At 65.6% G+C, this 24,331-nt stretch carries 21 protein-coding genes; 13 read left to right on the forward strand and 8 right to left on the reverse strand.

The window, feature by feature from the left end; genetic code table 11:
* Positions 1-33 precede the first annotated feature (33 nt).
* Both H7F16_RS07745 and H7F16_RS07750 read left to right on the forward strand, forming a co-directional pair.
* Positions 34-1,506 (forward strand): leucyl aminopeptidase, encoded by a 1,473-nt coding sequence (locus H7F16_RS07745; protein WP_185797004.1) that lies wholly within the window; start codon positions 34-36, stop codon positions 1,504-1,506.
* 7 nt (positions 1,507-1,513) lie between these two features.
* On the forward strand, positions 1,514-1,972 hold the full coding sequence (locus tag H7F16_RS07750) for a DNA polymerase III subunit chi (protein ID WP_185797005.1): 459 nt from the start codon (positions 1,514-1,516) through the stop codon (positions 1,970-1,972).
* A 7-nt stretch (positions 1,973-1,979) separates the two neighbouring features.
* Here the strand turns inward: H7F16_RS07750 and H7F16_RS07755 are convergent, their stop codons facing one another.
* The 3 genes from H7F16_RS07755 to H7F16_RS07765 are packed head-to-tail and all read right to left on the reverse strand — an operon-like array spanning position 1,980 to position 5,056.
* Positions 1,980-2,555: a retropepsin-like aspartic protease family protein gene (locus tag H7F16_RS07755; protein ID WP_185797006.1), complete on the reverse strand. Its 576-nt coding sequence runs from the start codon at positions 2,553-2,555 to the stop codon at positions 1,980-1,982.
* Between the two features lie 42 nt (positions 2,556-2,597).
* Positions 2,598-3,212 carry a MarC family protein gene (locus H7F16_RS07760; protein ID WP_185797007.1) on the reverse strand — a complete coding sequence of 205 codons (615 nt, stop codon included), beginning with the start codon at positions 3,210-3,212 and terminating at the stop codon, positions 2,598-2,600.
* Positions 3,209-5,056, reverse strand: a complete 1,848-nt coding sequence (locus H7F16_RS07765) for an ABC-F family ATP-binding cassette domain-containing protein (RefSeq protein ID WP_185797008.1) — start codon at positions 5,054-5,056, stop codon at positions 3,209-3,211. The genes H7F16_RS07760 and H7F16_RS07765 overlap by 4 nt, the downstream gene beginning before the upstream one ends.
* Before the next feature lie 227 nt (positions 5,057-5,283).
* On the opposite strand from H7F16_RS07765, the gene ndk reads away from it, so the two are divergent.
* Positions 5,284-5,706 (forward strand): nucleoside-diphosphate kinase, encoded by a 423-nt coding sequence (ndk, locus tag H7F16_RS07770; protein WP_185797009.1) that lies wholly within the window; start codon positions 5,284-5,286, stop codon positions 5,704-5,706.
* 23 nt (positions 5,707-5,729) lie between these two features.
* Here the strand turns inward: ndk and H7F16_RS07775 are convergent, their stop codons facing one another.
* From H7F16_RS07775 to H7F16_RS07780, 3 genes are all read right to left on the reverse strand, one after another.
* Positions 5,730-6,086, reverse strand: a complete 357-nt coding sequence (locus H7F16_RS07775; RefSeq protein WP_185797010.1) for a TfoX/Sxy family protein — start codon at positions 6,084-6,086, stop codon at positions 5,730-5,732.
* A 68-nt stretch (positions 6,087-6,154) separates the two neighbouring features.
* Complete coding sequence (locus tag H7F16_RS19870; protein ID WP_277818364.1) at positions 6,155-6,289, reverse strand: hypothetical protein; 135 nt, start codon at positions 6,287-6,289, stop codon at positions 6,155-6,157.
* 158 nt (positions 6,290-6,447) lie between these two features.
* Positions 6,448-6,651, reverse strand: coding sequence for a heavy-metal-associated domain-containing protein (locus tag H7F16_RS07780; protein ID WP_185797011.1), 204 nt, complete (start codon positions 6,649-6,651; stop codon positions 6,448-6,450).
* Between the two features lie 269 nt (positions 6,652-6,920).
* Here H7F16_RS07780 and H7F16_RS07785 point away from each other — a divergent pair, with 269 nt between their 5' ends.
* The 3 genes from H7F16_RS07785 to H7F16_RS07795 all read left to right on the forward strand — a co-directional run bounded on the left by H7F16_RS07785 (position 6,921) and on the right by H7F16_RS07795 (position 10,866).
* Positions 6,921-9,338, forward strand: coding sequence for a heavy metal translocating P-type ATPase (locus tag H7F16_RS07785; protein WP_241741342.1), 2,418 nt, complete (start codon positions 6,921-6,923; stop codon positions 9,336-9,338).
* Positions 9,339-9,342: 4 nt separating this feature from the next.
* A complete protein-coding gene (gene cueR / locus H7F16_RS07790; RefSeq protein ID WP_185797012.1) occupies positions 9,343-9,747 on the forward strand; it encodes a Cu(I)-responsive transcriptional regulator in 405 nt (134 codons plus the stop codon).
* A 63-nt stretch (positions 9,748-9,810) separates the two neighbouring features.
* Complete coding sequence (locus H7F16_RS07795; RefSeq protein ID WP_185797013.1) at positions 9,811-10,866, forward strand: dipeptidase; 1,056 nt, start codon at positions 9,811-9,813, stop codon at positions 10,864-10,866.
* A gap of 55 nt (positions 10,867-10,921) precedes the next feature.
* Here H7F16_RS07795 and H7F16_RS07800 read toward each other — a convergent pair whose 3' ends face one another.
* A complete protein-coding gene (locus H7F16_RS07800) occupies positions 10,922-11,356 on the reverse strand; it encodes an RrF2 family transcriptional regulator (RefSeq protein ID WP_185797014.1) in 435 nt (144 codons plus the stop codon).
* Between the two features lie 349 nt (positions 11,357-11,705).
* Between H7F16_RS07800 and H7F16_RS07805 the strand changes: the two genes are divergently transcribed.
* The 6 genes from H7F16_RS07805 to H7F16_RS07830 all read left to right on the forward strand — a co-directional run bounded on the left by H7F16_RS07805 (position 11,706) and on the right by H7F16_RS07830 (position 22,927).
* On the forward strand, positions 11,706-14,099 hold the full coding sequence (locus H7F16_RS07805; protein WP_185797015.1) for a glycogen/starch/alpha-glucan phosphorylase: 2,394 nt from the start codon (positions 11,706-11,708) through the stop codon (positions 14,097-14,099).
* Between the two features lie 39 nt (positions 14,100-14,138).
* Positions 14,139-16,322 (forward strand): 1,4-alpha-glucan branching protein GlgB, encoded by a 2,184-nt coding sequence (gene glgB / locus H7F16_RS07810; RefSeq protein ID WP_185797016.1) that lies wholly within the window; start codon positions 14,139-14,141, stop codon positions 16,320-16,322.
* 46 nt (positions 16,323-16,368) lie between these two features.
* The gene (gene glgC, locus H7F16_RS07815; RefSeq protein ID WP_185797537.1) at positions 16,369-17,640 is read left to right on the forward strand and encodes a glucose-1-phosphate adenylyltransferase; all 1,272 of its coding nucleotides are present in this window, start codon (positions 16,369-16,371) and stop codon (positions 17,638-17,640) included.
* An 87-nt stretch (positions 17,641-17,727) separates the two neighbouring features.
* Positions 17,728-19,161 (forward strand): glycogen synthase GlgA, encoded by a 1,434-nt coding sequence (glgA, locus tag H7F16_RS07820; RefSeq protein ID WP_185797017.1) that lies wholly within the window; start codon positions 17,728-17,730, stop codon positions 19,159-19,161.
* Positions 19,158-21,284: a glycogen debranching protein GlgX gene (gene glgX / locus H7F16_RS07825; RefSeq protein ID WP_422121113.1), complete on the forward strand. Its 2,127-nt coding sequence runs from the start codon at positions 19,158-19,160 to the stop codon at positions 21,282-21,284. The genes glgA and glgX overlap by 4 nt, the downstream gene beginning before the upstream one ends.
* 11 nt (positions 21,285-21,295) lie before the next feature.
* Positions 21,296-22,927: an alpha-D-glucose phosphate-specific phosphoglucomutase gene (locus H7F16_RS07830; protein ID WP_185797018.1), complete on the forward strand. Its 1,632-nt coding sequence runs from the start codon at positions 21,296-21,298 to the stop codon at positions 22,925-22,927.
* Positions 22,928-23,029: 102 nt separating this feature from the next.
* Here H7F16_RS07830 and H7F16_RS07835 read toward each other — a convergent pair whose 3' ends face one another.
* Entirely contained in the window at positions 23,030-23,473 is a 444-nt protein-coding gene (locus H7F16_RS07835) for a transglycosylase SLT domain-containing protein (protein WP_185797019.1), read from the reverse strand.
* A 163-nt stretch (positions 23,474-23,636) separates the two neighbouring features.
* On the opposite strand from H7F16_RS07835, the gene H7F16_RS07840 reads away from it, so the two are divergent.
* Entirely contained in the window at positions 23,637-24,323 is a 687-nt protein-coding gene (locus H7F16_RS07840; RefSeq protein WP_185797020.1) for a response regulator transcription factor, read from the forward strand.
* The last annotated feature ends 8 nt before the right edge of the window (positions 24,324-24,331 follow it).

A 24,331-nucleotide genomic window follows, 5' to 3' on the forward strand; every position in this document is an offset into this window, starting at 1 on the left:
AATCCCGTCACAGAGCAAGGGGCGACAGTCACCATGAGCCATCCCGTTCCGATCCAGTTCCGCGCCACCGATCTCGAGGCGCTGCCCGCGCTTGCGGGGCGCATCGTCGTCTTTGCCGACGGGCCGACAGGGCTTACGCCGGCGGTGCGGCGGCTGGACCGGCTGATGCGCGGGGGGCTGGGGCGGTTCGTGGCCTCGGAGGCTTTCGGAAAGATGAAGGCAGGCGAGGCGCTCGACCTTGCATGGCCTGCGGGGCTGGCTGCCGAGGCGGTTCAGGTGGTGCGCCTGCCCAAGCGCTGCGAGATTGCCGTGGCGCGCAAGGCGGGGGCTGCGGTGGCCAAGGCGCTTGGCGCTTCGGGGGCGACCGTTCTGGCCGAGGGCCATGCGCAGGCGGCGGAAATCGCCTTTGGCCTTGCCATGCGCGCCTATGACTTCACGCCGCACAAGACCGGCGAGGCCAAGGTTCCTGGCCCCGTGGTGATGATGGTGACCAACCCCGAGGCCGTGGCGGCGGCGGCATCGCCCGGTGCCGCTGTGGCCGAGGGGGTGTTCTTCACCCGCGATCTGGTGAACGAACCGGCCAATATCCTGACCACCTACGACTTTGCGGCGCGGCTTGCGGCGATGCAGGAACTTGGCCTCGAGGTGGAAATCCTCGAGGAGGAGCAGCTCGAGAAACTGGGCATGGGGGCCTTGCTCGGCGTGGGGCAGGGGTCGGAAAGCCCCTCGAAAGTCGTTGTTATGCAATGGCATGGCGGCGAGAAGGGGGCGGCACCCTTTGCGCTGGTGGGCAAGGGGGTCGTCTTTGACACCGGCGGCATTTCCATCAAGCCCGCGGGTGGCATGGAAGAGATGACGATGGACATGGGCGGCGCGGGCGTCGTGGCGGGGGTGATGCGGACGCTTGCGCTTCGCAAGGCCAAGGCCAATGTCGTGGGGCTGGTCGGTCTGGTCGAGAACATGCCCGACGGTCGCGCGCAAAGGCCGGGCGATGTGGTCCGTTCGATGAAGGGCGATACGATCGAGGTGATCAACACCGATGCCGAAGGCCGTTTGGTGCTGGCCGACGTGCTTTGGTACACGCAAGAGCGGTTCAAACCCACGGGGATCATCGACCTTGCCACGCTGACCGGGGCGATCATCATTGCCTTGGGCCACGAGAATACGGGCGTTTTCTCGAACGATGACGAGCTGTGCAACGCATTCCTGAAAGCCGCCAGGGCCGAGGGCGAGGGCGCGTGGCGGATGCCGATGGGCGATGCCTATGACGCCAAGCTGAAAAGCCGGATTGCCGATATGATGAACGTCGGCGGGCGTGATGGCGGGTCGATCACGGCGGCGCAGTTCCTGCAACGCTTCGTCAAGAAGGATGTGCCGTGGATCCACCTCGACATCGCGGGGACGGCGCTTTTGAAGGGCGACTCGACCCTTGCGCCCAAGGGGGCGACGGGCTGGGGGGTGATGGCGCTGAACCGCCTGATCCGCGACCGGTTCGAGGGGAAGTGAGCCGCCGATGGGCGTTGTGATGTTCTACCATCTGACCCGCTCGAGCGCCGAGGAGACGCTGGTGGCGCTGCTGGACCGTGCCTTGCGGCAGGGGTGGCGGGTGATGGTGCGTGGAACGGACCGCGCCGGGCTGGAGCGGCTGGACGAGCGGCTTTGGCAAGGGCCGGAAGAGGCGTTTCTGCCGCATGGATTGCAGGGCGGGCCGCATGACGCGGCCCAGCCCGTGCTGATCGGGACGGGAGAAATCGTAAACGATGCCAAAGGGTTGTTCGTGATCGACGGGGCCGATGTCACCGTGGCCGAGGCGCGCGGGCTTGAACGGGTCTGGCTGTTGTTCGACGGGGGCGACGGGGCGCAGTTGTCGGATGCGCGGGGCAAGTGGAAGGCGCTGACCGATGCGGGGGTGCCGGCACAGTATTGGTCCGAGGAGACGGGGCGCTGGGAAAAGAAGGTGGAAAAGAATTAACGGCAGGTTAACGCCGCAGGATCATTTCATCGCCCGCGATCTCGACCCGATAGAGGCGCAGGTAATCCATTCCCAAAAGCGAGCCGTCCATTTCGCCGCGGTTCACCCATGCGGAAAAATCGGTGTCGTCATAGGGGCCAAGCTGCATGCTGGGCAAGGTGACGCGGGCGGTTGCGACGGGTCCGTTGGCGGTGGAGGCTTGGCCCAGATAGACCAGCGCCTCGGGGTCGATGCCGAGTTTGCGGGCGTCTTTCAGCGACAGAACCATGTTTGACGCCCCGGTGTCGGCCAGAAACCGGATCGGCGTGCCGTTGATTTGCAGCGTCAGGTAATAATGCCCGTCGGCGGCGCGGGGGACGGTGATTTCCCCGCCCTGTGCCACCATCTGCGGCGGCGGGGCGAAACCGCCCATGTCGTTCCACAAGCCGTAGCCTGCCGCGACTCCTCCGAAGATCAGACCCCAGGCGATGGCGACGCGCATCGCTTCGCCCATCCGCTTGCGGTATTCGACCAGCACCCAGCCCGCCACCGCCACGAGCAGCAGCGCGAGATAGGCAAGTCGGGCAAGGTGGTCAGCTTCCATGATGGCCGATATGGGATGCGGATGGTCCGGATGTAAGGCCCGTCAGATCAGGCCGGTTCCCTTGACACCGTCGATGACGAATTGCACCGAAAGTGCGGCGAGCAGCATGCCCAGCAGGCGGGTGACGACGATGGTTCCGGTGCGCCCCATGATCCGTTCGATGGGCGGAGAGGCGAGCAGAAACACAAAGGTCGCCAGCATCATCGCCAGCATCAGGGCAAGGATGGCAACGGTGCCGGTCCAGTCCTCGGTCTGGCCGACGAGCAGGATCATGGTGGCGATGGCCCCCGGCCCTGCGATGAGCGGTGTTGCAAGCGGAAAGACCGAAGGGTCGTGATCGGGTTCGGATTTCTGCCCCTCGCGCCGCTGGGTGCGGCGCTCGAACAGCATGTCGAGCGCGGTCAGAAACAGCAGAATGCCGCCCGCGATGCGGAATGCCGGCATGGAAATGCCAATGAAACCAAGCAGTTGTTCGCCAAGCAGGCCAAAGAGCGTCAGCAGGATCGCCGCGATGATGCAGGCGCGGCGGGCAAGGCGCTTGCGATGCGCATTGTCCATGCCTTGGGTCAGCGCGATGAAAAGCGGCACCAGACCGGGCGGGTCGATCACCACGAAAAGCGTGGCAAAGGCGGTGATCAGGAACCCTGTTTCGATCATGCGGCGCTTTCCAGCTTTTCCGAGGCGGCCAGCCAGAGTGCCTCGGCGCGGTCGAGCGCCTCCATCACTTCGGCATATTTGCGGTTCCAGGTTTCAAGCTCGCCCGCGCGGGCGTTCTCGTAGAGTTCGGGGTCTGCCAGTTTCTTGGCCAGCTTGTCGCGCATGTCGTTGATCTTGGTCAGACGCTCTTCGCATTTGCGAACCTCGGCCCGCAGGGCGAGGATTTCATCGCGGCTGGCTTTCTTTGGCTTTTCAACGGGTTTCGCGGCGGGCTTCGCGTCTTCGTCGCCAGCCAGAAGCATGCGGCGATAGGCCTCCAAGTCCTCGTTATAGGGCGTGACGGCCCCGCCCTTAACCAGCCAGAGACGGTCGGCCACAAGCGACAGCAGGTGCATGTCGTGGCTGACGAGGACGACCGCGCCGGAATATTCGGTCAGCGCCTCGACCAGCGCCTCGCGGCTTTCCATGTCGAGGTGGTTGGTCGGTTCGTCGAGGATCAGCAGATGCGGTGCGTCGATGGTGGCAAGCAGCAGCGAAAGGCGGGCTTTCTGGCCCCCCGACAGGCGACCGACCACGGTTTCGGCCTGATCGGCCATCAGGCCAAAGCCTGCAAGGCGGGCGCGCAGACGGGGCTGGCCTTCGGCGGGGCGCAGGCGCTGGACATGTTGCAGCGGCGTTTCGTCGATGTGGAGTTCATCGACCTGATGTTGGGCGAAGTAACCGATCCTTAACTTGGACGAGGAGGTGAATTTCCCCTCCATCGGTTTAAGTTTTCCAGCCAACAGCTTGGAAAGAGTTGATTTTCCTTCGCCGTTGCGACCCAGTAGCGCGATGCGGTCATCTTGGTCGATGCGCAGCGACAGTTTCTTCAGGACGGGCGGGCCGCCATAGCCGACCGAGACGCCTTCGAGGTTGATGATCGGCGGCGACAGTTCTTCGGGCGCGGGGAAGGTGAAAACGACGCGTTTTGCATCTTCGGGCGCGGTGATCGGGGTCATTTTCTCGAGCATCTTGACGCGGGACTGGGCTTGCACCGCCTTGGATGCTTTTGCCTTGAAACGGTCAACGAAGGATTGCAGATGCGCGCGCCGCGCCTCTTGCTTCTTGGCTTCGGCTTGCAGAACGGCGCGGCGTTCGGCGACCTGCCGCGCGAACTGGTCGTAAGGGCCTGTCCAATATGTCAATTTCTTCTGGTCGAGATGCAGGATGCCCTGCACGGCGCGGTTCAGAAGGCCGCGGTCGTGGCTGATGATGATGACGGTATGGGGATATTTTTGCAGGTAGGATTCGAGCCAGAGCGCGCCTTCGAGGTCGAGGTAGTTTGTCGGTTCGTCCAAAAGCAGCAGATCGGGCTGCGAGAAAAGCACGCCAGCAAGGGCGACACGCATGCGCCAGCCGCCGGAAAAGTCGGAGCAGGGGCGCAGCTGCGCTTCGGAATCGAAGCCTAAGCCCTTGAGAATGCTGGACGCGCGGCCTTCGGCGGACCATGCGTCGATGTCGGTCAGGCGGGACTGGATTTCGGCGATGCGATGCGGGTCTGTGGCGGTTTCGGCTTCGGCCAGCAGGGCGTTGCGTTCGGTATCGGCCTGCAAGACCGTGTCGAGCAGCGAGGTAGAGGAGGAGGGCACCTCTTGCGCCACGCCGCCGATGCGCGAGCGGGAGGGGAGCGAGATCTCGCCGCCCTCGAGCACCAGTTCGCCGCGTATCAGCTTGAAAAGCGTGGTCTTTCCCGCGCCGTTGCGCCCGACGAGGCCCACTTTGTGGCCATAGGGAATGGTGGCCGAGGCCCCTTCGAGCAGGGGACGGCCTTCGACGGAATAGGTGATGTTTTCGATCTTGAGCATGGCGGGGGGCTTGCCTGATGGCGGGGCTGTCGTCAACCGAAACAAGGGGAATCGCGCATGCACAGGCGATGCACGGGTTTTGCGCGGCCGTTTAACGAAGGCTTCACCCCGCTGTCGGGCTTTACCCCGCTGTCCGGCTTTTCAATCGCCGGCATGCGTGTTACGAGGCGCGCGCATCAATTCAGGCGCGGGACCCTTTCCGCGCCCTTTGTCATGGAGACTTCCGAATGGCCATCGAACGCACGCTGTCGATCATCAAGCCCGACGCCACCAAACGCAACCTGACCGGCAAGATCAACGCCAAGTTCGAGGAAGCCGGTCTGCGCATCGTCGCGCAGAAGCGCATCCATCTGACCCCGAAGCAGGCGGGCCAGTTCTATGCCGAGCATGCCGAGCGCGGCTTCTATGGCGAGCTGTGCGAGTTCATGGCTTCGGAGCCGGTCGTGGTGCAGGTTCTGGAAGGCGAAGGCGCCATCCTGAAGAACCGCGAAGTCATGGGCGCCACCAATCCGGCGAACGCGGCCGAGGGCACGATCCGCAAGGAATTCGCCCTGTCGGTCGGCGAAAACTCGGTCCACGGGTCGGACAGCCCGGAATCGGCCGCGCGCGAGATCTCGTTCTACTTCTCGGGCCTCGAACTGGTCGGCTGATCGGGGCGTCCTTGCCGGACGCGTTATGACTTGCGTCGCTCTATGACGCCCAAGGCATCGAGGGCCGCTTCCAGATCGGAGCGGCCCTTTGTCTTGGCCGGAATTGCGGCCTTGAGGGCGTCGAAGCGGGCGCGGAGCTGCTTTTTCTCCTCGCCCTGACAATCGTTCCAGGGGCGGCCCTGAAGGCCCATCACCAGAACGTAATAGCCGATGAAATGCGGCTGGGTGCCCGCGGCGAGAAGGCGGCGGTAGCCTTCGTCGGCGCCGAGGGCGCGCAGCTCTTCGGCCGAGTGGATGCCCGCCTTGGCGAAGGCGGCTTCCGAGGCGGGGCCGAGGTTGGGGATGGACGAGACGGGGCTGGACGGGACGGGGCTGGGCATCGGGGGCCTATGAATGCAACAGGGCCAGCCTAGCGGCTGGCCCTGTGTGCTTGCAAGCATGTGCTGGCCTAGATCGAGGCCCAGTCGCGGATCACGGGCGTCTGGCCCTGTTGCTGCTGGCTGGGGGTCGATTGGCCCTGCTGCTGTTGCGGGGCCGAGGCGCCGCCCTGCTGTTGCTGGGGGGCGGAAGATTTGGTTGCCATTTCGGGCTGCTCTTTCGTGCCGTTACGGTTTTATTCTTCGTCGTCAGAGGAAGGTGCGCTTGGCTTTGGGCCGTTGCAAGACCCCCTTATGGCGAATTCGCGACGGATTATGAAAGTTGTGCGACCTTTGCAACAGCAACTTTCGGATGGGGAGCCAGTCAATTCCCGACGAGGGAGGCGGGAAATCCGACTTCGTCGAGGGCTTTCAGCAAGGCCGAGGGCGCGGCGGGGCCTGTGGTGGTCACGGTCTTGGCGGCGAGGTCGACGGTGATCGCGCCCGCATCGGGCAGGGCCGCGAGGGCGCTTTCGACGCTGGCTTTGCAATGGCCGCAGGTCATGTCGGGGACTGAGAGTTTGGTCATGGGAGACTCCTTTCCTGGTCCGACATGGGCGTTCCCCCTGGGGGAAGGTCAAGGGGGGGAATTATAGGAAATTTACGGAACGCCACACCGCATTGTCAGGCGGGGCCCGATCTTTCGATTTGGGCCGGATGCTTGCCTTGCATCAATGCCGGGGCGGGATACCGGCGTAAAATCGGCAGTCTGGGGGCTTGTAAGCGGGGTGGCGAAGAAGGGGCTTGACCTTCCCGTGACTGGAACCCCTATCTGGGTGGGCAGAAGGAGACTTTGCCATGTCAGCTGCTGCGAAAATGACCCCGCCACAGGCCCCGACCGAAAGCATCCGCTTCAAGCTGGAGGGGATGACCTGCGCCAGTTGCGTGGCGCGGGCGGAGCGGGTGCTGAAGGCGGTTCCGGGTGTGTCGGGGGCGGTGGTCAACCTGTCGACCGAAACCGCCGATGTGCGTTTTTCTGCCCCCGCCGCGCCCGATGCGATGGCGGCGGCCCTTGCCAAGGCGGGCTATCCGGCGCGCGAGGCGGTGGTGACGCTGGCCGTCGAGGGCATGACCTGCGCCGCCTGCACGGGGCGGGTGGAGCGGGTGCTGAAGGCGCAGGCGGGGGTCAAGGACGCGGTGGCGAATCTGGCGCTGCGGCGGGCCACGGTCACGCTGTGGGACGGGGCGCAGGGCGATACGGGGCGGCTGATCGCCGCCGTCGGCAAGGCGGGCTATGCGGCTTCGTTGATGCAAGAGGCCGCACCGCATGATCCCGAGGCCGAGATCAGGGCGCTGGCGCGCGAGACCGTTTTCGCGGCCGTTCTGGCGGCACCCGTCTTTGTCACCGAGATGGGCGGGCATCTGGTGCCTGCGTTCCACCATTGGCTGATGGGAACGCTGGGGATGATGCCGCTGTTTGTCATGCAGTTCATCCTGTCGACGCTGGTGCTGGCGGTGCCGGGGCGGCGGTTCTTTCTGAAGGGGATTCCCGCATTGCTGCGCGGGGGGCCGGATATGAACAGCCTTGTCGCGGTGGGGACGGGGGCGGCCTGGGTCTATTCGACCATCGTGACATTCGCGCCCGAACTGGTGCCCGAGGAGGCGCGGGCCGTCTATTTCGAGGCGGCGGCGGTGATCGTGGTGCTGATCCTGCTGGGGCGCACGCTCGAGGCGCGGGCGCGGGGGCGGGCCGGGGCGGCGATTGCGCGGCTGGTGCGGTTGCAGCCCAAGGTGGCGCGGCTCGAGGGGGGCGAGGAGGTTCCCGTCTCGGCGCTTGTTCCGGGGATGCGGGTGGTGATCCGCCCCGGAGAGCGGGTGCCGGTGGACGGGGTGGTGGTGTCCGGTGTCTCGGCGGTGGACCAGTCGATGCTGACGGGCGAGCCTGTGCCGGTGGCGCGGGGGGTGGGCGATGCGGTGACGGGCGGAACCGTGAACGGCACGGGGGGGCTGGTTGTCGAGGTGCGCGAGGTGGGGGCGGCGACAGTGCTGGCCCGCATCGTGGCGCTGGTCGAGGAGGCGCAGGGCACCAAACTGCCGGTGCAAGAGGTGGTGGACCGCGTGACGCTGTGGTTCGTGCCGGTGGTGATGGGGATTGCCGCGCTGACGGTGCTGGTCTGGCTGGCGGCGGGCGGCGGGATCGTGCAGGCGCTGGTGGCGGGGGTGTCGGTGCTGATCATCGCCTGCCCCTGTGCGATGGGGCTGGCGACGCCGGTTTCCATCCTTGTGGGCACGGGGCGGGCGGCGGAAATGGGCGTGCTGTTCCGGCGGGGCGAGGCGTTGCAGCGGCTGTCCACGGTGCGGCTGGTGGCCTTTGACAAGACGGGAACGCTGACCGAGGGGCATCCGGTGGTGACGGATGTGCTGGGCGATGTGCTGGCGCTGGCGGCGGCGGTCGAGGCGGGGTCGGAGCATCCGCTTGCCGCGGCCGTCCTGGCCGAGGCGGCGGCGCGGGGGCTGGCGGTGGTCCATGCCGAGGGCTTCGAGGCGGTGCCGGGATATGGCGCGCGGGCCGTCGTGGGGGGCGTTGCGGTTTCGGTGGGGTCGGAGCGGATGTTTTCGGCCGTGCCGGACGCGTTGCATATGGCGGCAGAGCGGTTTGCGGCTGAAGGGAAGGGGCTTCTTTTCGTCGGCTACGGGGCCGAGGCGGCGGGGCTGATCGCGGTGGAGGACCCCGTGAAGCAGAGCACGCCCGCAGCACTGGCGGCGCTGGGGGCGCTTGGCCTAGAGGTGGCGATGGTCACGGGCGACAATGCGGTGACGGCCGGGGCGATTGCGCGGCGGATCGGGATTGCCCGCGTCGAGGCGGGGGTCCTGCCCGAAGGCAAGGGGCAGGTGATCCGCGCCATGGGGGCGGGGGTGGCCTTTGTCGGGGACGGCATCAATGACGCGCCCGCCCTTGCGGCGGCCGAGGTGGGGCTTGCGATGGGCACGGGGACGGATGTGGCGATCGAGGCGGGGGATGTGGTGCTGATGACGGGCGACCCCCTGGGGGTTGCCAATGCCGTGGCGATCAGCCGCGCGGTGATGCGCAACATCCGGCAGAACCTGACCTGGGCCTTTGGCTACAATGCGGCGCTGATTCCGGTGGCGGCGGGGGCGCTGGTGCCCTTTGGCGGGCCGCAGCTTTCGCCCATGCTGGCCGCCGGGGCCATGGGGCTTTCGAGCGTTTTCGTTCTGACCAATGCGCTGCGCTTGCGGCTGGTGAAGGGAGTGTGAGGCCATGAACATCAACGAAGTGGCCAGAAAGGCGGGGCTGCCTGCCAAGACGATCCGCTATTACGAGGAGATCGGGCTGATCCGCCCGTTGCGCGGCGGCAACGGCTACAGGGCCTTCCGCGACAGCGACATGCACAAGCTGTCCTTCATCGCGCGGGCGCGGGGCCTTGGCTTTTCCATCGAGGAATGTCGCAAGCTTCTGGCGCTGTATGACGACAAGGGACGGGCGAGTGCCGATGTGAAGGCGCTTGCCGAGGAACATCTGGTGCAGATCGCCGGAAAGATCCGCGAGCTTCGGGCGATGGAGGCCACCTTGCAGGGGCTGGTCCGGGCCTGCGCGGGGGACCATCGCCCCGACTGTCCGATCCTGACGGGTCTTGCCGATGCGGGAGATGCGTGCTGCGCGTGACGCGGGGCTTTTCGGCTGCCGCGGGCCGTGCAAAGGTGGCGGCGACCCAAGGAGTCCGCGACCATGATCCCTGTTTTCGACGGCCATAACGACATTCTCTACCGCATCCTGCAAGCGCCCGAAAAGCGCGAGGCGATCTGGCTTACGGGGGAAGGCAAGGGGCATCTCGACCTGCCGCGCATGGCGGAAGGCGGATTCGCGGGCGGGTTCTTTGCGATCTACATGCCCTCGCCGCATGATCCCGATGCGGATATGGACGCGATCATGGATGCCCCGCCCTATGAGGTGCCCTTGCCCGCGCCCTTGCCGCTTGGCCCCTGTCAGGCCATCGCGGTGGAGCTGTCGGCGCAGCTGATCTGGATGGAGCGCGCGTCGGGCGGGCGCTTCAGGATCGTGCGGTCGGTGGCCGAGATCGAGGCGGCGCGGGCGGCCGGCGCGATTGCGGGGATCATGCATATGGAGGGGGCCGAGGCGATCGACCCCGATTGCGAGGCGCTTTACCTGTGGCACGCGGCGGGTCTGCGGTCACTCGGTCCGGTGTGGAGCAGGCCCACGGCCTTTGGCCACGGGGTGCCGTTCAAGTTCCCCTCGACCCCCGACACGGGACCGGGGTTGACCGAGGCGGGCAAGCGGCTGGTCAAGACCTGCAACGCATTGCGGATCATGGTCGACCTGAGCCATCTGAACGAAAAGGGCTTTGACGATGTGGCGCGGATTTCGGATGCGCCGCTGGTCGCCACCCATTCCAACGCCCATGCGGTGACACCGTCGAGCCGGAACCTGACGGACCGGCAGCTTGACATGATCCGCGAGACGAAGGGGATGGTCGGGCTGAACTTTGCCACGGGCTTCCTGCGCCCCGACGGGCGGCGCGATCCGGTGATGGGATGGGAGGCGATCCTGCGCCATCTCGACCATCTGATCGGGCGTCTGGGCGAGGACCATGTGGGATTCGGGTCGGATTTCGACGGGGCGACGATGCCGGACGGAATTGTCGATGTGGCGGGCCTGCCGCGCCTGATCGACGCGATGCGGGCGCATGGTTACGACGAGGCGCTGCTGCGCAAGCTGGCTTGGGGCAACTGGATCGGCGTCTTGCGCCGCGTCTGGGGCGGTTAAGACGCGCGGCGCGTCCCGCAAGGGGCATCGGCCGCCGGATTGCGCAAGGCCGTGGTCAGGCGGCCTTGAGAAGGGCGTGCAACTGGCTGTTGCCGTTCACCAGTTCGGCGACGGTGACCTTGTCGAGGGCGGCGTAAAAGGCCGCAAGCGCGCCGGTCAGCACGCCCTTGAGCGCGCAGGCGGCCGAAAGCGGGCAGGAGTTTTCCTCGGCGCTGAAGCATTCGGCGAAGGGAAGGCAGGCTTCGAAGCTGCGGAACACCTCGCCCACCCTGATGTCATCGGCGGCGCGGCCAAGGGTAAGCCCGCCCGAGCGGCCGCGCACCGTCTTGAGAAAGCCGCGCTGCGCCAGAAGATGGATGACCTGTGCCAGATGGTTTTCCGACGCGTTGCAGGCATCGGCCACCTCTTGCTTGCGGACGATGCGGCCTTTGTTCACGGCGCAGTACATCAGCGTGCGCATCGCGAGGTTCGTGCGGGTGGTGAGTCTCATCTTTGGCAGCCTTTTCCGGGGGCGGGTTGCCAAAGGTTTATGCTGCGCGCACCTTGGGCGCCTTGATGCAGATCAGTTTGCCCGTGGTAGCGGGAGGGTGGTTTGCACGGGATGCATGGCTGGCAGAACCGCGTGCGGGCGGGGTTGGGCGGGAATTGCCCAAAGCGGTTTGAAAAAGGTATGCCGCGAAGATTCAGGGTGACGCGGGCAAATGATTGCGCTAACACTGAAAGCGGTTTGAAAGATCGGCGGTGTCCATGCCGGCTTTCGCACCTGCTGTTCGCTTGCTTGACCCCGCACCCTTGGGGATTAGGGTAGGCTTGGTGAAATTGCCCATAACGGATGCCGGATGAACGACCTCAGCCTGACCCCGAACCTGTTGCAAGCCGATGTCGCGCGGCATCTGACATTCACGCTGGGCAAGGACGCGCCGAATGCGAGCGTCTATGACTGGCGCATGGCGCTGTCTTTCGCCATCCGCGACCGGATCGTGGAGCCGTGGTTCGCCTCGACCCGCCGGACATGGGCCGAGGATCGCAAGCGCGTTTACTATCTGTCGATGGAATTCCTGATCGGGCGGATCCTCGAGGATGCGACGATCAACCTTGGCCTGCGGGATGTGGCCGAGGAGGTGATGGCGGGGTTCGGGCAGGATTTCCGCGCGATCATCGAGAACGAACCCGACGCGGCTTTGGGCAATGGCGGTCTGGGGCGGTTGGCCGCCTGTTTCATGGAAAGCATGGCGACGCTGGGTTGCCCCGCCTATGGCTACGGGATCCGCTACGAACACGGGCTGTTCCGCCAGCGGTTCGAGGGCGGCCAGCAGGTGGAAACGCCCGAGGACTGGCTGTCGCAGGCGCATCCGTGGGAATTCGCGCGGCCCGAGAGCAGTTACACGATTCCGTTCAAGGGGGCTGTCGAAACGGTCGGCGGGCGCGAAAGCTGGGTTGCGGGCGAGACGGTGCTGGCAGAGGCGCATGACACGCCGGTCGTCGGCTGGCAGGGCAAATGGGCCAATACGCTGCGGCTTTGGGCGGCCAAGCCCACGACGATGTTCGACCTCGAACGGTTCAACCGCGGCGATTACGCGGCGGCGGCAGAGCCCGAGGCGCTGGCGCGGACGCTGAGCCGCGTGCTGTATCCCGATGACACCACCTATCAGGGCAAGGAATTGCGCCTGAAGCAGGAATTCTTTCTGACCAGCGCCGCGTTGCAGGACATTCTGCGGCGGTTCAAATCGACGCATTCCAACCTGCGCGACCTGCCGAAATACGTGGCGATCCAGATGAACGACACCCATCCGGCCATTGCGGGGCCGGAACTGGTGCGCCTGCTCGTCGACGAGAACGGGATGGAATTTGCCGATGCTCTCGAGACGGCGCGGGGCTGTCTGGGCTATACCAACCACACCCTGCTGCCCGAGGCGCTGGAGCGGTGGGCGACGTTCACCTTCGGCAATGTGCTGCCGCGCCACATGCAGATCGTGGAACGCATCGACCAGTGGCACAAGGACGAGAATTACCACCGCCCGCATTACATCGGGATCGTGAAGCATCACGAGGTGCGGATGGGCGAACTGGCCTTCATCATGGCGCATAAGGTGAACGGCGTTTCGGCGCTGCATTCCGAGCTGGTCAAGAAGAACCTGTTCCCCGAGCTGGACAAGCTGCATCCGGGGCGGATCATCAACCAGACGAACGGGGTGACGCCGCGGCGCTGGCTGAAGATGGCGAACCGCCCGCTGGCAAAACTGATCACCGACACGATCGGCGAGGGATGGGAGGACCATCTGGACCGGCTGCGCGAGCTGGAGCCCGCGATCAAGGGCAAGCAGTTCCGCGAGGCCTTCGGTGCGGCAAAGCGGGTGAACAAGGTTGCGCTGTCGAACTGGATCGGCGCGGAATGCGGGGTGCAGGTGTCTCCCGACGCGCTGTTCGACGTGCAGATCAAGCGCATCCACGAATACAAGCGCCAGCTTCTGAACATTCTGGAAACCATCGCCCGCTGGCATGCGATCCGCGCCAATCCCAAGGCAAATTGGGTGCCGCGCGTCAAGATTTTCGGCGGCAAGTCGGCGCCGGGCTATGCGGTGGCGAAAGAGATCATCCATCTGATCAACGACGTGGCGGCGGTCATCAACACCGATCCGGTGACGGGCGATCTGCTGAAGATCGTCTATCCGCCGAACTACAACGTCAGCATGGCCGAGCGGTTGATCCCGGCCTCGGACCTGTCGGAGCAGATCTCGACCGCCGGAAAGGAAGCGAGCGGCACCGGCAACATGAAGTTCATGATGAACGGCGCGCCGACCATCGGCACGCTGGACGGGGCGAATGTGGAAATCCTGCAAGAGGTCGGGGCGGAGAATTTCTTCCTGTTCGGTCTGACGGCGGAAGAGGTCATGATCCGCAGGCAGGACCCCGACCACAGCCGCAAGGCCATCGAGGCGAGCAAGGCCTTGCAGGATGTGTTGCAGATGATTGCCGAGGGGCGTTTCAGCCCGACGCAGAAAGACCGTTACCACGGGTTGGTGCATCGGGTCTGGCACCATGACTATTTCCTTGTCGCGGCGGATTTCGACGCCTTCCATGCGGCGCAGGGCGAGGTCGACAAGGCCTATGCCGACCGGCAGCGCTGGCTGGGAATGGCGGCGATGAACACGGCGCGGTCAGGATTCTTCTCGTCGGATCGGACGATCCGGAGTTACATGGATGACATCTGGGGCATCGAGCCCGCGCTGTAAGGCGGGGTTGCGATACCGGCAAGCTTGGGAGGGCAGGCCATGACCGAGACATGGATCGACCGCGTGATCGACTCGTCGGCGGCGCGGGCCATCGTCGAGGGGCGGCATGGCGACCCTTTCGGGGTGCTTGGCCCCCACAAGATCGGCAAGGACTGGGTGGTTCTGGCCTTTGTGCCGGGGGCAGAGCGGTTGACGGTGCTGTGCGGCAAGGCCGAGGTGGTGGCCGAGGCGGTGCCCGATTTCGCGGGGCTTTTCGCGGCGAAGCTGGACAAGAACCAGCCCTACCGCCTGCGGGCCGAGGGGCATGGCACGGCTTGGGAGTTCGACGACCCCTTCCGCTTCGGCCCCGTTCTGGGCGAGATGGACGAATATCTGCTGGGCGAGGGCACGCACAAGCGGCTGTGGCAGGTGCTGGGGGCGCATATCGTCACGCATGAAGGGGTGTCGGGCACGCATTTCGCGGTCTGGGCGCCCAATGCCGAGCGGGTCTCGGTCGTCGGGGATTTCAACATCTGGGACGGGCGGCGCCATCCGATGCGGCGGCGCGGGGCGACGGGGGTCTGGGAGACCTTTGTTCCGGGCCTTGGCGAGGGGACGACCTACAAATACGAGATCCGCGGGCAGCATGGCCATGTCGGGCCGCTGAAGGCGGACCCCGTGGGATTCGGGTCCGAGCATCCTCCGGCCAATGCCTCGGTCGTGCGGCGGATCGCGGGTGCGTTCCACGACGGCGACTGGATGGAGACGCGGGCGGCACGGCATTCGATCGACGCGCCGATCTCGGTCTATGAGGTGCATCTGGGGTCATGGCGGCGGGCGCCGGGGGACAGGATGCTGTCCTACCTCGAACTGGCCGAGCAGTTGGTGGATTATGTCGCGGATATGGGCTTTACCCATATCGAATTGCTGCCCGTGTCGGAATATCCGTTCGACGGGTCTTGGGGATACCAGCCCGTCGGGATGTATGCCCCGACGATCCGGCACGGAACGCCGGGGGAATTCCGCGCATTTGTCGATGCGGCGCATCGCAAGGGGCTTGGCGTTCTGCTCGACTGGGTGCCGGGGCATTTCCCGACCGATCCGCATGGCCTTGGCCGGTTCGACGGCACGGCGCTTTACGAACATGCCGATGCGCGCGAGGGGTTCCATCAGGACTGGAACACGCTGATCTACAATTACGGGCGGATCGAGGTGGCGAATTACCTTGTGTCCAACGCCTTGTATTGGCTTGAGGAATACCACCTTGACGGGCTGAGGGTGGATGCGGTGGCGTCGATGCTTTACCGCGACTATTCCCGCAAGGAGGGCGAGTGGATCCCGAACAAGGACGGGGGCCGCGAGAATTACGAGGCCATCGCGCTGTTGCAGCGCATGAATGCGGTGGCTTACGGCGAGGTGGCGGGGATCATGACCGTGGCCGAGGAAAGCACGGCCTTTCCCGGCGTGTCGCGGCCCGTCAGCCACGGCGGGCTTGGCTTTGGTTTCAAGTGGAACATGGGGTGGATGAACGACACCCTGTCCTACATCGAGAAAGACCCGATCTACCGGCAGTATCACCATCACCAGATGACCTTTGGCCTGCATTATGCGTGGTCGGAAAATTACATCCTGCCGATAAGCCATGACGAGGTGGTTCACGGCAAGGGCAGCATGCTGGCCAAGATGCCGGGAGGGGATTGGGAGAAATTCGCCAACCTGCGGGCCTATTACGGGTTCATGTGGGCGCATCCGGGCAAGAAGCTGCTGTTCATGGGCTGCGAATTCGCCCAAGGGGCCGAATGGAACCACAAGCAATCGCTTGACTGGCACCAGTTGGAGATTGCCGAGCATCGCGGGGTGCAGGCGCTGGTGCGTGACCTGAACCGCGTCTATCGCGACAACCGCGCGCTGCATGTGAACGACACGCGGCCCGAGGGGTTCGAGTGGATCGAGAGCAATGACGCGGGGGCGTCGGTCTATGTCTGGGCGCGCAAGGGCGGGGCCGGGGATGCGACCGTGGTGGCGGTGGTCAACCTGACGCCGGTCGAGCGGCGCTACAGGATCGGGCTGCCCGAGGCGGGGCATTGGGACGAAATCCTCAATACCGATGCAAAGCTTTATGGCGGGATGAACCGCGGCAATCTGGGTGGTGTGACGAGTGAGGCGGTGGAATGGCACGGGCGGGCGCAGTCGGCGCTGGTGACGCTGCCGCCGCTGTCGGCGGTCTATTTCAGGAAGGCATGAACACAAGGCGGGGCGACCCGCGGCTTTGGGAGGGGCTAGGACGATGATGACACCGAGACCGAATGCGCGGCTTTCCAGCCAGGCCATGGCTTTCGTGCTGGCGGGGGGACGGGGAAGCCGGTTGAAGGAGTTGACCGACCGCCGCGCCAAGCCTGCGGTCTATTTCGGCGGCAAGACGCGGATCATCGACTTTGCCCTGTCGAACGCGCTGAACAGCGGGATCCGCAAGATGGCGATTGCCACGCAATACAAGGCGCACAGCCTGATCCGGCATTGCCAGCGGGGCTGGAACTTCTTTCGCGCGGAACGGAACGAATATCTGGATATCCTGCCCGCGTCCCAGCGGGTGGACGAGAACAAGTGGTATCTGGGCACGGCGGATGCCGTGGCGCAGAACATCGACATCGTCGACAGCTACGGCATCAAATATGTGATCGTGCTGGCGGGCGACCATATCTACAAGATGGATTACGAGATCATGCTGCGCCAGCATGTCGAGACGGGGGCCGATGTGACCATCGGCTGCCTGACGGTGCCGGTGGCCGAGGCGACGGCCTTCGGCGTGATGGATGTGGACGGCAAGGGGCAGATCACGGCGTTCCTCGAAAAGCCGAAGAACCCGCCGCATATTCCGGGCGATCCGAAACATGCGCTGGCGAGCATGGGGATCTATGTCTTTGACTGGGCCTTTTTGCGCGACCTGCTGATCCGCGACATGGCCGATCCGAATTCCAGCCATGATTTCGGCAATGACCTGATCCCCGCCATCGTGAAGAACGGCAAGGCGATGGCGCACAAGTTCGCCGATTCCTGCGTGAAGAGCGGCCTGGAGCACGAGCCCTATTGGCGCGATGTGGGGACAATCGACGCCTTCTGGCAGGCCAATATCGACCTGACGGATTTCGTGCCCAAGCTCGACATCTATGACAACAGCTGGCCGATCTGGACCTATTCCGAGATCGTGCCGCCCGCGAAGTTCATCCATGACGAGGACGGGCGGCGCGGGTCGGCGGTGAGTTCGCTCGTCTCGGGGGATTGCATCGTCTCGGGGTCGGCGGTGAGCAATTCGCTGCTGTTCACGGGCTGCCGGACGCACAGCTATTCCAGCCTCGAATATGTGGTGGCGCTGCCGCGGGTGACGGTGAACCGCAAGGCCGAGCTGAAGAATTGCGTGCTCGACAGCAATGTGGTGATCCCCGAGGGGCTGGTCGTGGGGCAGGACCCGGTCGAGGATGCCAAGTGGTTCCGTGTGAGCGAGGGCGGCATTGTCCTGATCACGCAGGATATGCTTGACGCGCGGGCGGCGAAGCTGTCCTGAGGGCGGCGCGGCGGAACGGCCGGGGGGACTTTGCGTCCCCCCGGACCCCCCTGCAGGATATTTGGGGCAAGAGGAACGGGGGACGGGATGCAGGTCAGGGGGCGGGTGCTTTCGGTGGCGTCGGAATGCGTGCCGCTGGTCAAGACCGGGGGGCTTGCCGATGTGGTGGGGGCGCTGCCTGCCGCGCTGGCGCCTTTGGGCTGGGAGATGCGGGTGCTGATGCCGGCCTATCGCGCGCTGCGCGCGCGGCTTTCGGGGCTGCACGAGGTCTGGGAAGAGGCGGAACTGTTCGGCGGGCGCGGGGTGGTGTTTCAGGGTGACCTCGACGGGGTGCCGGTGATGCTGCTCGATGCGCCGCATCTTTATGACCGCGAGGGCGGGCCCTATTCGGGGCCGGCGGGGGATTGGGGCGACAATGCCCAGCGTTTTGCTGCCCTGTCATGGGTGGGGGCGCGGATGGCGCGGGACGGGGTGGAGGGCTGGAAGGCCGATATCCTGCATGCGCATGACTGGCAGGCGGGCTTTGCGCCGGCCTATCTTGCCTATGGCGGATCGGGCGGGGTCGGGTCGGTCATCACGGTGCATAACATCGCGTTTCAGGGATGGGCGAGTGCCGGGATGATCGAGGCGCTGCGCCTGCCGCGCGAGGCGTTCCATCCGGGGGCGCTGGAGTATTACGGGGGCTTGTCGAGCCTGAAGTCGGGGCTGGTGACGGCGGACCGGGTGACGACCGTGTCGCCCACCTATGCGACCGAGCTTTTGCGGCCCGCCTTTGGCATGGGGCTGGAAGGGGTGATCGCGGCGCGGGGGGCGGATGTTTCGGGGATATTGAATGGGGTCGATACCGCCGTCTGGTCGCCCGAGGCCGAGCCTTTGCCCTATTCGGTCAAGGCGATGAAGGGCAAGGCAGCCAACCGCGCGGCGCTTTGCGACGAGTTCGGCCTGACGCTGCCCGAGGGGCCGCTTGCCATTGTGGTGAGCCGCTTGACCGACCAGAAGGGGATCGACCTTTTGCCCGCCGTGGTGCCCGATTTCATCGGGGCGGGCGGGGCACTTCTGGTGCTTGGGTCGGGTGACCCGGCGCTCGAGGGAGCGATGCGCGGCCTCGAGGCGCGGTTTCCGGGCAAGGTTGCGGTGCGGATCGGCTATGACGAGGCGCTGAGCCACCGGATGTTCGCGGGCGCAGATGCCGTGCTGGTGCCGAGCCGGTTCGAGCCTTGCGGGCTGACGCAGATGTATGGCCTGCGCTATGGCACGGTGCCGGTGGTGGCGGCGGTCGGGGGGCTGGCGGATACGGTCATCCACGCCTCGCCCGCAGCGCTGGCCGCAGGGGTGGCGACGGGGGTGCAGTTCCACCCGACCGACGCCATTGCCTTTGGTCAGGCGCTGCGGCAATTGTGCGGGCTTTATGCCGATGGCAGGCTTTGGGCCAAGGTGCAGGCCAATGCGATGAGGCATCCGGTGGGCTGGGAGACGAGTGCCGCAGCCTATGCGGCGCTTTACGAGGGGTTGGTCGGGTGAATTCGGCCAAGCTCAATCCGCTGTTGCAACCGCGGCTGACGGGCCATGCGGTGAGCGCGGGGCGACCCTTTCCGATGGGGGCCAATTTCGACGGCGAGGGGGTGAATTTCGCGGTGTTCTCGGCCCATGCGGAAAAGGTGGAGTTGTGCCTGTTCTCGCCCGATGGCCGCAAGGAACTGGCGCGGATCGCCTTGCCCGAGCGGGACGGGGATATCTGGCACGGGCATGTGGGCGGGCTGACGCCCGGCACGCTGTACGGCTACCGCGTGCATGGACCCTATGCCCCTGAACAGGGCCACCGTTTCAACCCGCACAAGCTGTTGATCGACCCCTATGCGCGCGGCCTAGAGGGGCGGCTGAAATGGTCGGATGCGCTGATGGGGTTCAGGGTGGGCAGCGCGCGGGGCGATCTGTCCTATGACACCCGCGACAGCGCCTTTGCGGTGCCGAAATCGGTGGTGGTGGACCCGAGTTTCAACTGGGCGGGCGATGTGGCGCCGATGGTGCCGCCCTCGGAGACGGTGATCTACGAGGCGCATGTGCGCGGCATGACCATGCTGAATGCGGGGGTGGAAAAGGGGCTGCGCGGGACGTTTCTGGGGCTGTCGTCGGATGCGGTGATCGAGCATCTGGTGAAGCTGGGGGTGACGACGGTCGAATTGCTTCCGGTGCAGGCCTTTGCCGACGAGCGGTTTCTGGTGGCGAAGGGGTTGCGGAACTATTGGGGCTACCAGAGCATCGCCTTTTTCGCGCCCGAGCCGCGCTACATGACCAAGGGCGCCTTGTGGGAATTCCAGTCGATGGTGCGGCGGTTCCATGCGGCGGGACTCGAGGTGGTGCTGGATGTGGTCTACAACCATTCGGGCGAAGGCGACGAATGGGGGCCGACCCTGTCTTTCCGGGGGCTCGACAATGCGAGCTACTACCGGCTGATGCATGGCGGGCGGCATTACATCAACGACACCGGCACGGGAAACACGCTGAACCTGACGCATCCGATGGTGTTGCGGATGGTGATGGACAGCCTGCGCTACTGGGTCGAGGTGGGGCATGTCGACGGTTTCCGCTTCGATCTTGCCAGTGTGCTGGGGCGCGAGGCGCATGGCTTCGACCCGCAGGGCGGGTTTTTCGACGCGATCCGGCAAGACCCCGTGCTGAGCCGCGTGAAGCTGATCGCCGAGCCTTGGGATATCGGGCCGGGGGGATACCAGCTTGGCGGCTATCCGCATCCGTTCATGGAGTGGAACGACCGTTTCCGCGATGGTGTGCGGCGCTGGTGGAAGGGCGATGCGGGGCTTGCACCCGATCTGGCCAAGCGCCTGCTGGGCAGCGCCGAGCGGTTCGACCATCACGGGCGGGCGGCGACGAGTTCGGTGAATTTCATCACCGCGCATGACGGGTTCACGCTTGAGGATGTGGTGAGCTACACGCTCAAACGCAACTTCGCCAATGGCGAGGAGAACCGCGACGGGCATCACGAGAACCACAGCGACAACATGGGTGTCGAGGGGACGACCGGTGACAAGGCGGTGCTGGCGGCGCGGGCGCTGAGAAAGCGCAACATGCTGGCGACGCTGATGCTGGCGCAGGGGGTGCCGATGTTGCTGGCGGGGGACGAGATCGGCCACAGCCAAGGCGGCAACAACAACGCCTATGCGCAGGACAACGAGACGACTTGGATCGACTGGGCGCAGGGCGACCGTGGCTTGCAGGGGTTCGTTGCGCGGTTGATCGCGCTGCGCGCTACCCTGCCGGTGCTGCGGCAGAAGCGGTTCCTTCATGCCAAGCCGCGACCGGGGGACGGTTTGCCCGATGTGATCTGGCGGCGGGCGGACGGGCAGCCGCCGCGGCCCGAGGACTGGCATGATCCGGCGTTCCGCTGTCTTTGCGTGGAATTGCGGATGGCCGCCGAAGCGGGCGATCCGAGTGCGGGGGCGGTCTATGCCGTGTTCAATGCGGGGCCGGAATGCGTGCTGCGCCTGCCCGATACCGCGCCCCTTTGGGAATTGATGCTCGATACCACGCGGCCCCATGCGGCCGCACCCGAAGCGGCAGGGCCGGGAACCCGTGCGCCTGCCCAATCGGTTCTGTTGTTCCGGTCCGTCGCGGCGGGCCGCGCATAGGGAGAGACGCCATGACCACCATCCACACCGTCGCCACCACGCCGATCGCGGGGCAGAAGCCCGGAACCTCGGGGTTGCGGAAAAAGACACCCGTGTTCATGGGGCGGCACTATCTGGAGAATTTCGTCCAGAGCATCTTCGATGTGGTCGGGGCCGAGGGCAAAACCTTTGTGCTGGGCGGGGACGGGCGCTATTTCAACGACCGCGCGGCGCAGGTGATCTTGCGCATGGCGGCGGCGAACGGGGCGGCACGGGTGATCGTGGGGCAGGGGGCCATTTTGTCCACGCCTGCGGCAAGCCATCTGATCCGGCTGAACCGGACGGATGGCGGGATCATCATGTCGGCCTCGCACAATCCCGGCGGGCCTGAGGAGGATTTCGGGGTCAAGTTCAACATGCCCAATGGCGGGCCTGCGCCGGAGGCGGTGACCGAGGCCATGTATGCCCGCACGCAAAGCCTGACCTCTTATCGCATCGCCGATGCGCAGGATGTCGATCTGGGGCGCGTCGGGCGGGTGATGCTGGGGGCGATGGCGGTCGATGTGGTGGACCCGGTGGCGGATTATGCCGCGCTGATGGAAAGCCTGTTCGATTTCGCCGCGATCCGCGCGATGTTCGCGGGCGGCTTCCGGATGCGGATGGACAGCATGTGCGCGGTGACCGGCCCCTATGCGGTCGAGATCCTTGAGAACCGTCTGGGGGCCGCCAAGGGGACGGTGGTCAACGGCACGCCCCTGCCCGATTTCGGGGGGATGCATCCCGACCCGAACCCGACATGGGCCAAGGCGCTGATGGACGAGATGTTCGGAGCGGATGCCCCCGATTTCGGCGCGGCGAGCGACGGGGACGGGGACCGGAACATGGTGGTCGGGCGGGGGATCTATGTCTCGCCCTCGGACAGTCTGGCGGTGCTGGCGGCGAATGCGCATCTGGCGCCGGGCTATGCCAAGGGATTGGCCGGCGTGGCGCGTTCGATGCCGACGAGTGCGGCGGTCGACCGTGTGGCGGAGGCACTCGGGATCGGGTCATACGAGACGCCGACGGGGTGGAAGTTCTTCGGCAATCTTCTCGACGCCGGGCGCGCCACGCTGTGCGGCGAGGAAAGTTTCGGCACGGGGTCGGACCATGTGCGCGAGAAGGACGGGCTATGGGCCGTGCTGCTGTGGCTGAACATTCTGGCGGTGCGCAAGCAGCCGGTGGCAGAGATTCTGGCCGGTCATTGGGCGAAGTTCGGGCGCAACTATTACAGCCGGCACGACTTTGAAGCCGTCGATGCCGCCCGTGCGGATGCGATGATGGGCGAATTGCGCGCAGCACTTGCCGGGCTGAAGGGGCAGACGGTCGAGGGTATGGTGGTCGGCGGGGCGGATGACTTTGCCTATACCGATCCGGTCGACGGATCGGTGAGCGTGAAGCAGGGCGTGCGCGTGATGTTCGCGGATGGTTCTCGTTTCGTGCTGCGCCTGTCTGGAACGGGGACCGAGGGCGCGACGCTGCGGCTTTACCTCGAACGCTATGCGGCGGGGCCGGCGGGGCTGGACCTCGATCCGCAGGAGGCGCTTGCCCCTGTGATCCGCGCCGCCCACGGGATTGCGCGGATCGCCGAGTTCACGGGCCGGACGGTGCCGGATGTCGTGACCTGAGAGGGACCGGGCGTGAGAGGGGCGGGGGCATCCTGCCCCCCGCATTCGGCCGCGCAACGTCTGGCCCCGTAAATATGCGGGGCGAGAGGCTGCGGCGGGCTGTCAGGAGCGCAGGCCGGTTTCTTCCAGTAGCCCCATGCGCTTGGCTTCGTAGTAGTAGCCGCGGCGATACCAGTCATAGGCGCGTTTTTCGTTGCCCCGCGCCACGAGATAGGCGCCGCGCAGGTATTTGACGCCGTATTTCAGGTTGGTGTCGGCATCGAGCAGGTCGGAGGCGGGGCCACGGTGGCCCATCGTCTGCGCGGTTTGCGGCACGATCTGCATCAGGCCGTAATAGGGGCCGTTGCGGGCGGCTGGGTTGTAGCCGCTTTCGATCTTGACCACGTGATGCACCAGCCGTTCGGGCACGTCATATTTGCGCGCGTATTTCGCGATCAGGCGGTTGATCTCGGCCGGGCCCTGCGGTTCGGGGCGGGCAGAGCCGCAGGCGGCAAGGAGTGCCGCGAAAGACAGGGCGAGGGCGGAGCGGCGGGTGATCTGGGGCATGCGGGCCTTTTCCGTGCGGTTTGGGCGGTGATAGCGGGCGAAGGCCGCAGGGGGAAGCGCGGCGATGCGGGCCGTGCGGAATGTCGCCAAGGGGGTAAGACTTTTGGCGCGTAGCGGGGCGGGGCGCGGCTTGCTAGGGTAGGCGCGAGAGCGAGGTGCGGGGATGATGGCGGAAACGGGCGAAAGGGTGCTTCGGTCGGCGCTGATCGTGGATGACCATCCGCTGTTTTGCGATGCGCTTTCCATGACGTTGCGGGCCGTGGCCGGGATCGAGGAGATCGCGACCGCCGACCGGATCGAGGCCGCGATTGCGCGGCTGGATCAGGCCGCCCATCCGGATGTGGTGGTGCTTGACCTCAACCTGCCGGATGTGACGGGGTTGGACGGGTTGATCCGGCTTAAAGCCTCGGCCCGGGATGTGCCTGTGGTGGTGGTGTCGTCGCTGGCCGACAACCGTGTGATCGGGGCGGCGTTGCGGGCGGGGGCGGCGGGCTTCGTGCCGAAACATTCGCACCGCGAGGTGTTCCGCGCCGCCTTCGAGGCGATACGGTCGGGGATCGGCTATGTTCCCGAGGGGTTCGTGCCGCAGGGCGACCCCAAGGCACCGGCGAGCCAGCGCGAGGCGTCGATCGCGCGGCTGGCGCTTTTGACGCGGCAGCAGGCGAAGATCTTGCAACTGATCTGCGAGGGGATGCTGAACAAGCAGATCGCCTATGAGCTGACGATTGCCGAAACCACGGTAAAGGCGCATGTCACGGCCATCATGCGCAAGCTGGGCGTGCAGAGCCGGACGCAGGCGGTTCTGATCGCGCGGGAGGCTTCGTTTTCGTCATTGATGCCCGAGGGGTAGCAGTCGCG

This window comes from Paragemmobacter straminiformis (assembly GCF_014243445.1).
GTDB classification, from domain to species: Bacteria; Pseudomonadota; Alphaproteobacteria; order Rhodobacterales; family Rhodobacteraceae; genus Paragemmobacter; species Paragemmobacter straminiformis.

Excerpts from the sequence above, each read along its gene's own strand:
- H7F16_RS07765 (WP_185797008.1), bottom strand. The coding sequence starts at position 5,056 with ATGCTCAAGATCGAAAACATCACCTATTCCGTCGAAGGCCGTCCCCTG.
- ndk (WP_185797009.1), top strand. The coding sequence starts at position 5,284 with ATGGCCATCGAACGCACGCTGTCGATCATCAAGCCCGACGCCACCAAA.
- cueR (WP_185797012.1), top strand. The coding sequence starts at position 9,343 with ATGAACATCAACGAAGTGGCCAGAAAGGCGGGGCTGCCTGCCAAGACG.
- H7F16_RS07835 (WP_185797019.1), bottom strand. The coding sequence starts at position 23,473 with ATGCCCCAGATCACCCGCCGCTCCGCCCTCGCCCTGTCTTTCGCGGCA.
- H7F16_RS07800 (WP_185797014.1), bottom strand. The coding sequence starts at position 11,356 with ATGAGACTCACCACCCGCACGAACCTCGCGATGCGCACGCTGATGTAC.
- H7F16_RS07830 (WP_185797018.1), top strand. The coding sequence starts at position 21,296 with ATGACCACCATCCACACCGTCGCCACCACGCCGATCGCGGGGCAGAAG.
- H7F16_RS07775 (WP_185797010.1), bottom strand. The coding sequence starts at position 6,086 with ATGCCCAGCCCCGTCCCGTCCAGCCCCGTCTCGTCCATCCCCAACCTC.
- H7F16_RS07840 (WP_185797020.1), top strand. The coding sequence starts at position 23,637 with ATGATGGCGGAAACGGGCGAAAGGGTGCTTCGGTCGGCGCTGATCGTG.
- H7F16_RS07780 (WP_185797011.1), bottom strand. The coding sequence starts at position 6,651 with ATGACCAAACTCTCAGTCCCCGACATGACCTGCGGCCATTGCAAAGCC.
- H7F16_RS07745 (WP_185797004.1), top strand. The coding sequence starts at position 34 with ATGAGCCATCCCGTTCCGATCCAGTTCCGCGCCACCGATCTCGAGGCG.
- H7F16_RS07750 (WP_185797005.1), top strand. The coding sequence starts at position 1,514 with ATGGGCGTTGTGATGTTCTACCATCTGACCCGCTCGAGCGCCGAGGAG.
- glgA (WP_185797017.1), top strand. The coding sequence starts at position 17,728 with ATGCAGGTCAGGGGGCGGGTGCTTTCGGTGGCGTCGGAATGCGTGCCG.
- H7F16_RS19870 (WP_277818364.1), bottom strand. The coding sequence starts at position 6,289 with ATGGCAACCAAATCTTCCGCCCCCCAGCAACAGCAGGGCGGCGCCTCG.
- glgC (WP_185797537.1), top strand. The coding sequence starts at position 16,369 with ATGACACCGAGACCGAATGCGCGGCTTTCCAGCCAGGCCATGGCTTTC.
- H7F16_RS07760 (WP_185797007.1), bottom strand. The coding sequence starts at position 3,212 with ATGATCGAAACAGGGTTCCTGATCACCGCCTTTGCCACGCTTTTCGTG.
- H7F16_RS07785 (WP_241741342.1), top strand. The coding sequence starts at position 6,921 with ATGTCAGCTGCTGCGAAAATGACCCCGCCACAGGCCCCGACCGAAAGC.
- glgB (WP_185797016.1), top strand. The coding sequence starts at position 14,139 with ATGACCGAGACATGGATCGACCGCGTGATCGACTCGTCGGCGGCGCGG.
- H7F16_RS07795 (WP_185797013.1), top strand. The coding sequence starts at position 9,811 with ATGATCCCTGTTTTCGACGGCCATAACGACATTCTCTACCGCATCCTG.
- H7F16_RS07755 (WP_185797006.1), bottom strand. The coding sequence starts at position 2,555 with ATGGAAGCTGACCACCTTGCCCGACTTGCCTATCTCGCGCTGCTGCTC.
- H7F16_RS07805 (WP_185797015.1), top strand. The coding sequence starts at position 11,706 with ATGAACGACCTCAGCCTGACCCCGAACCTGTTGCAAGCCGATGTCGCG.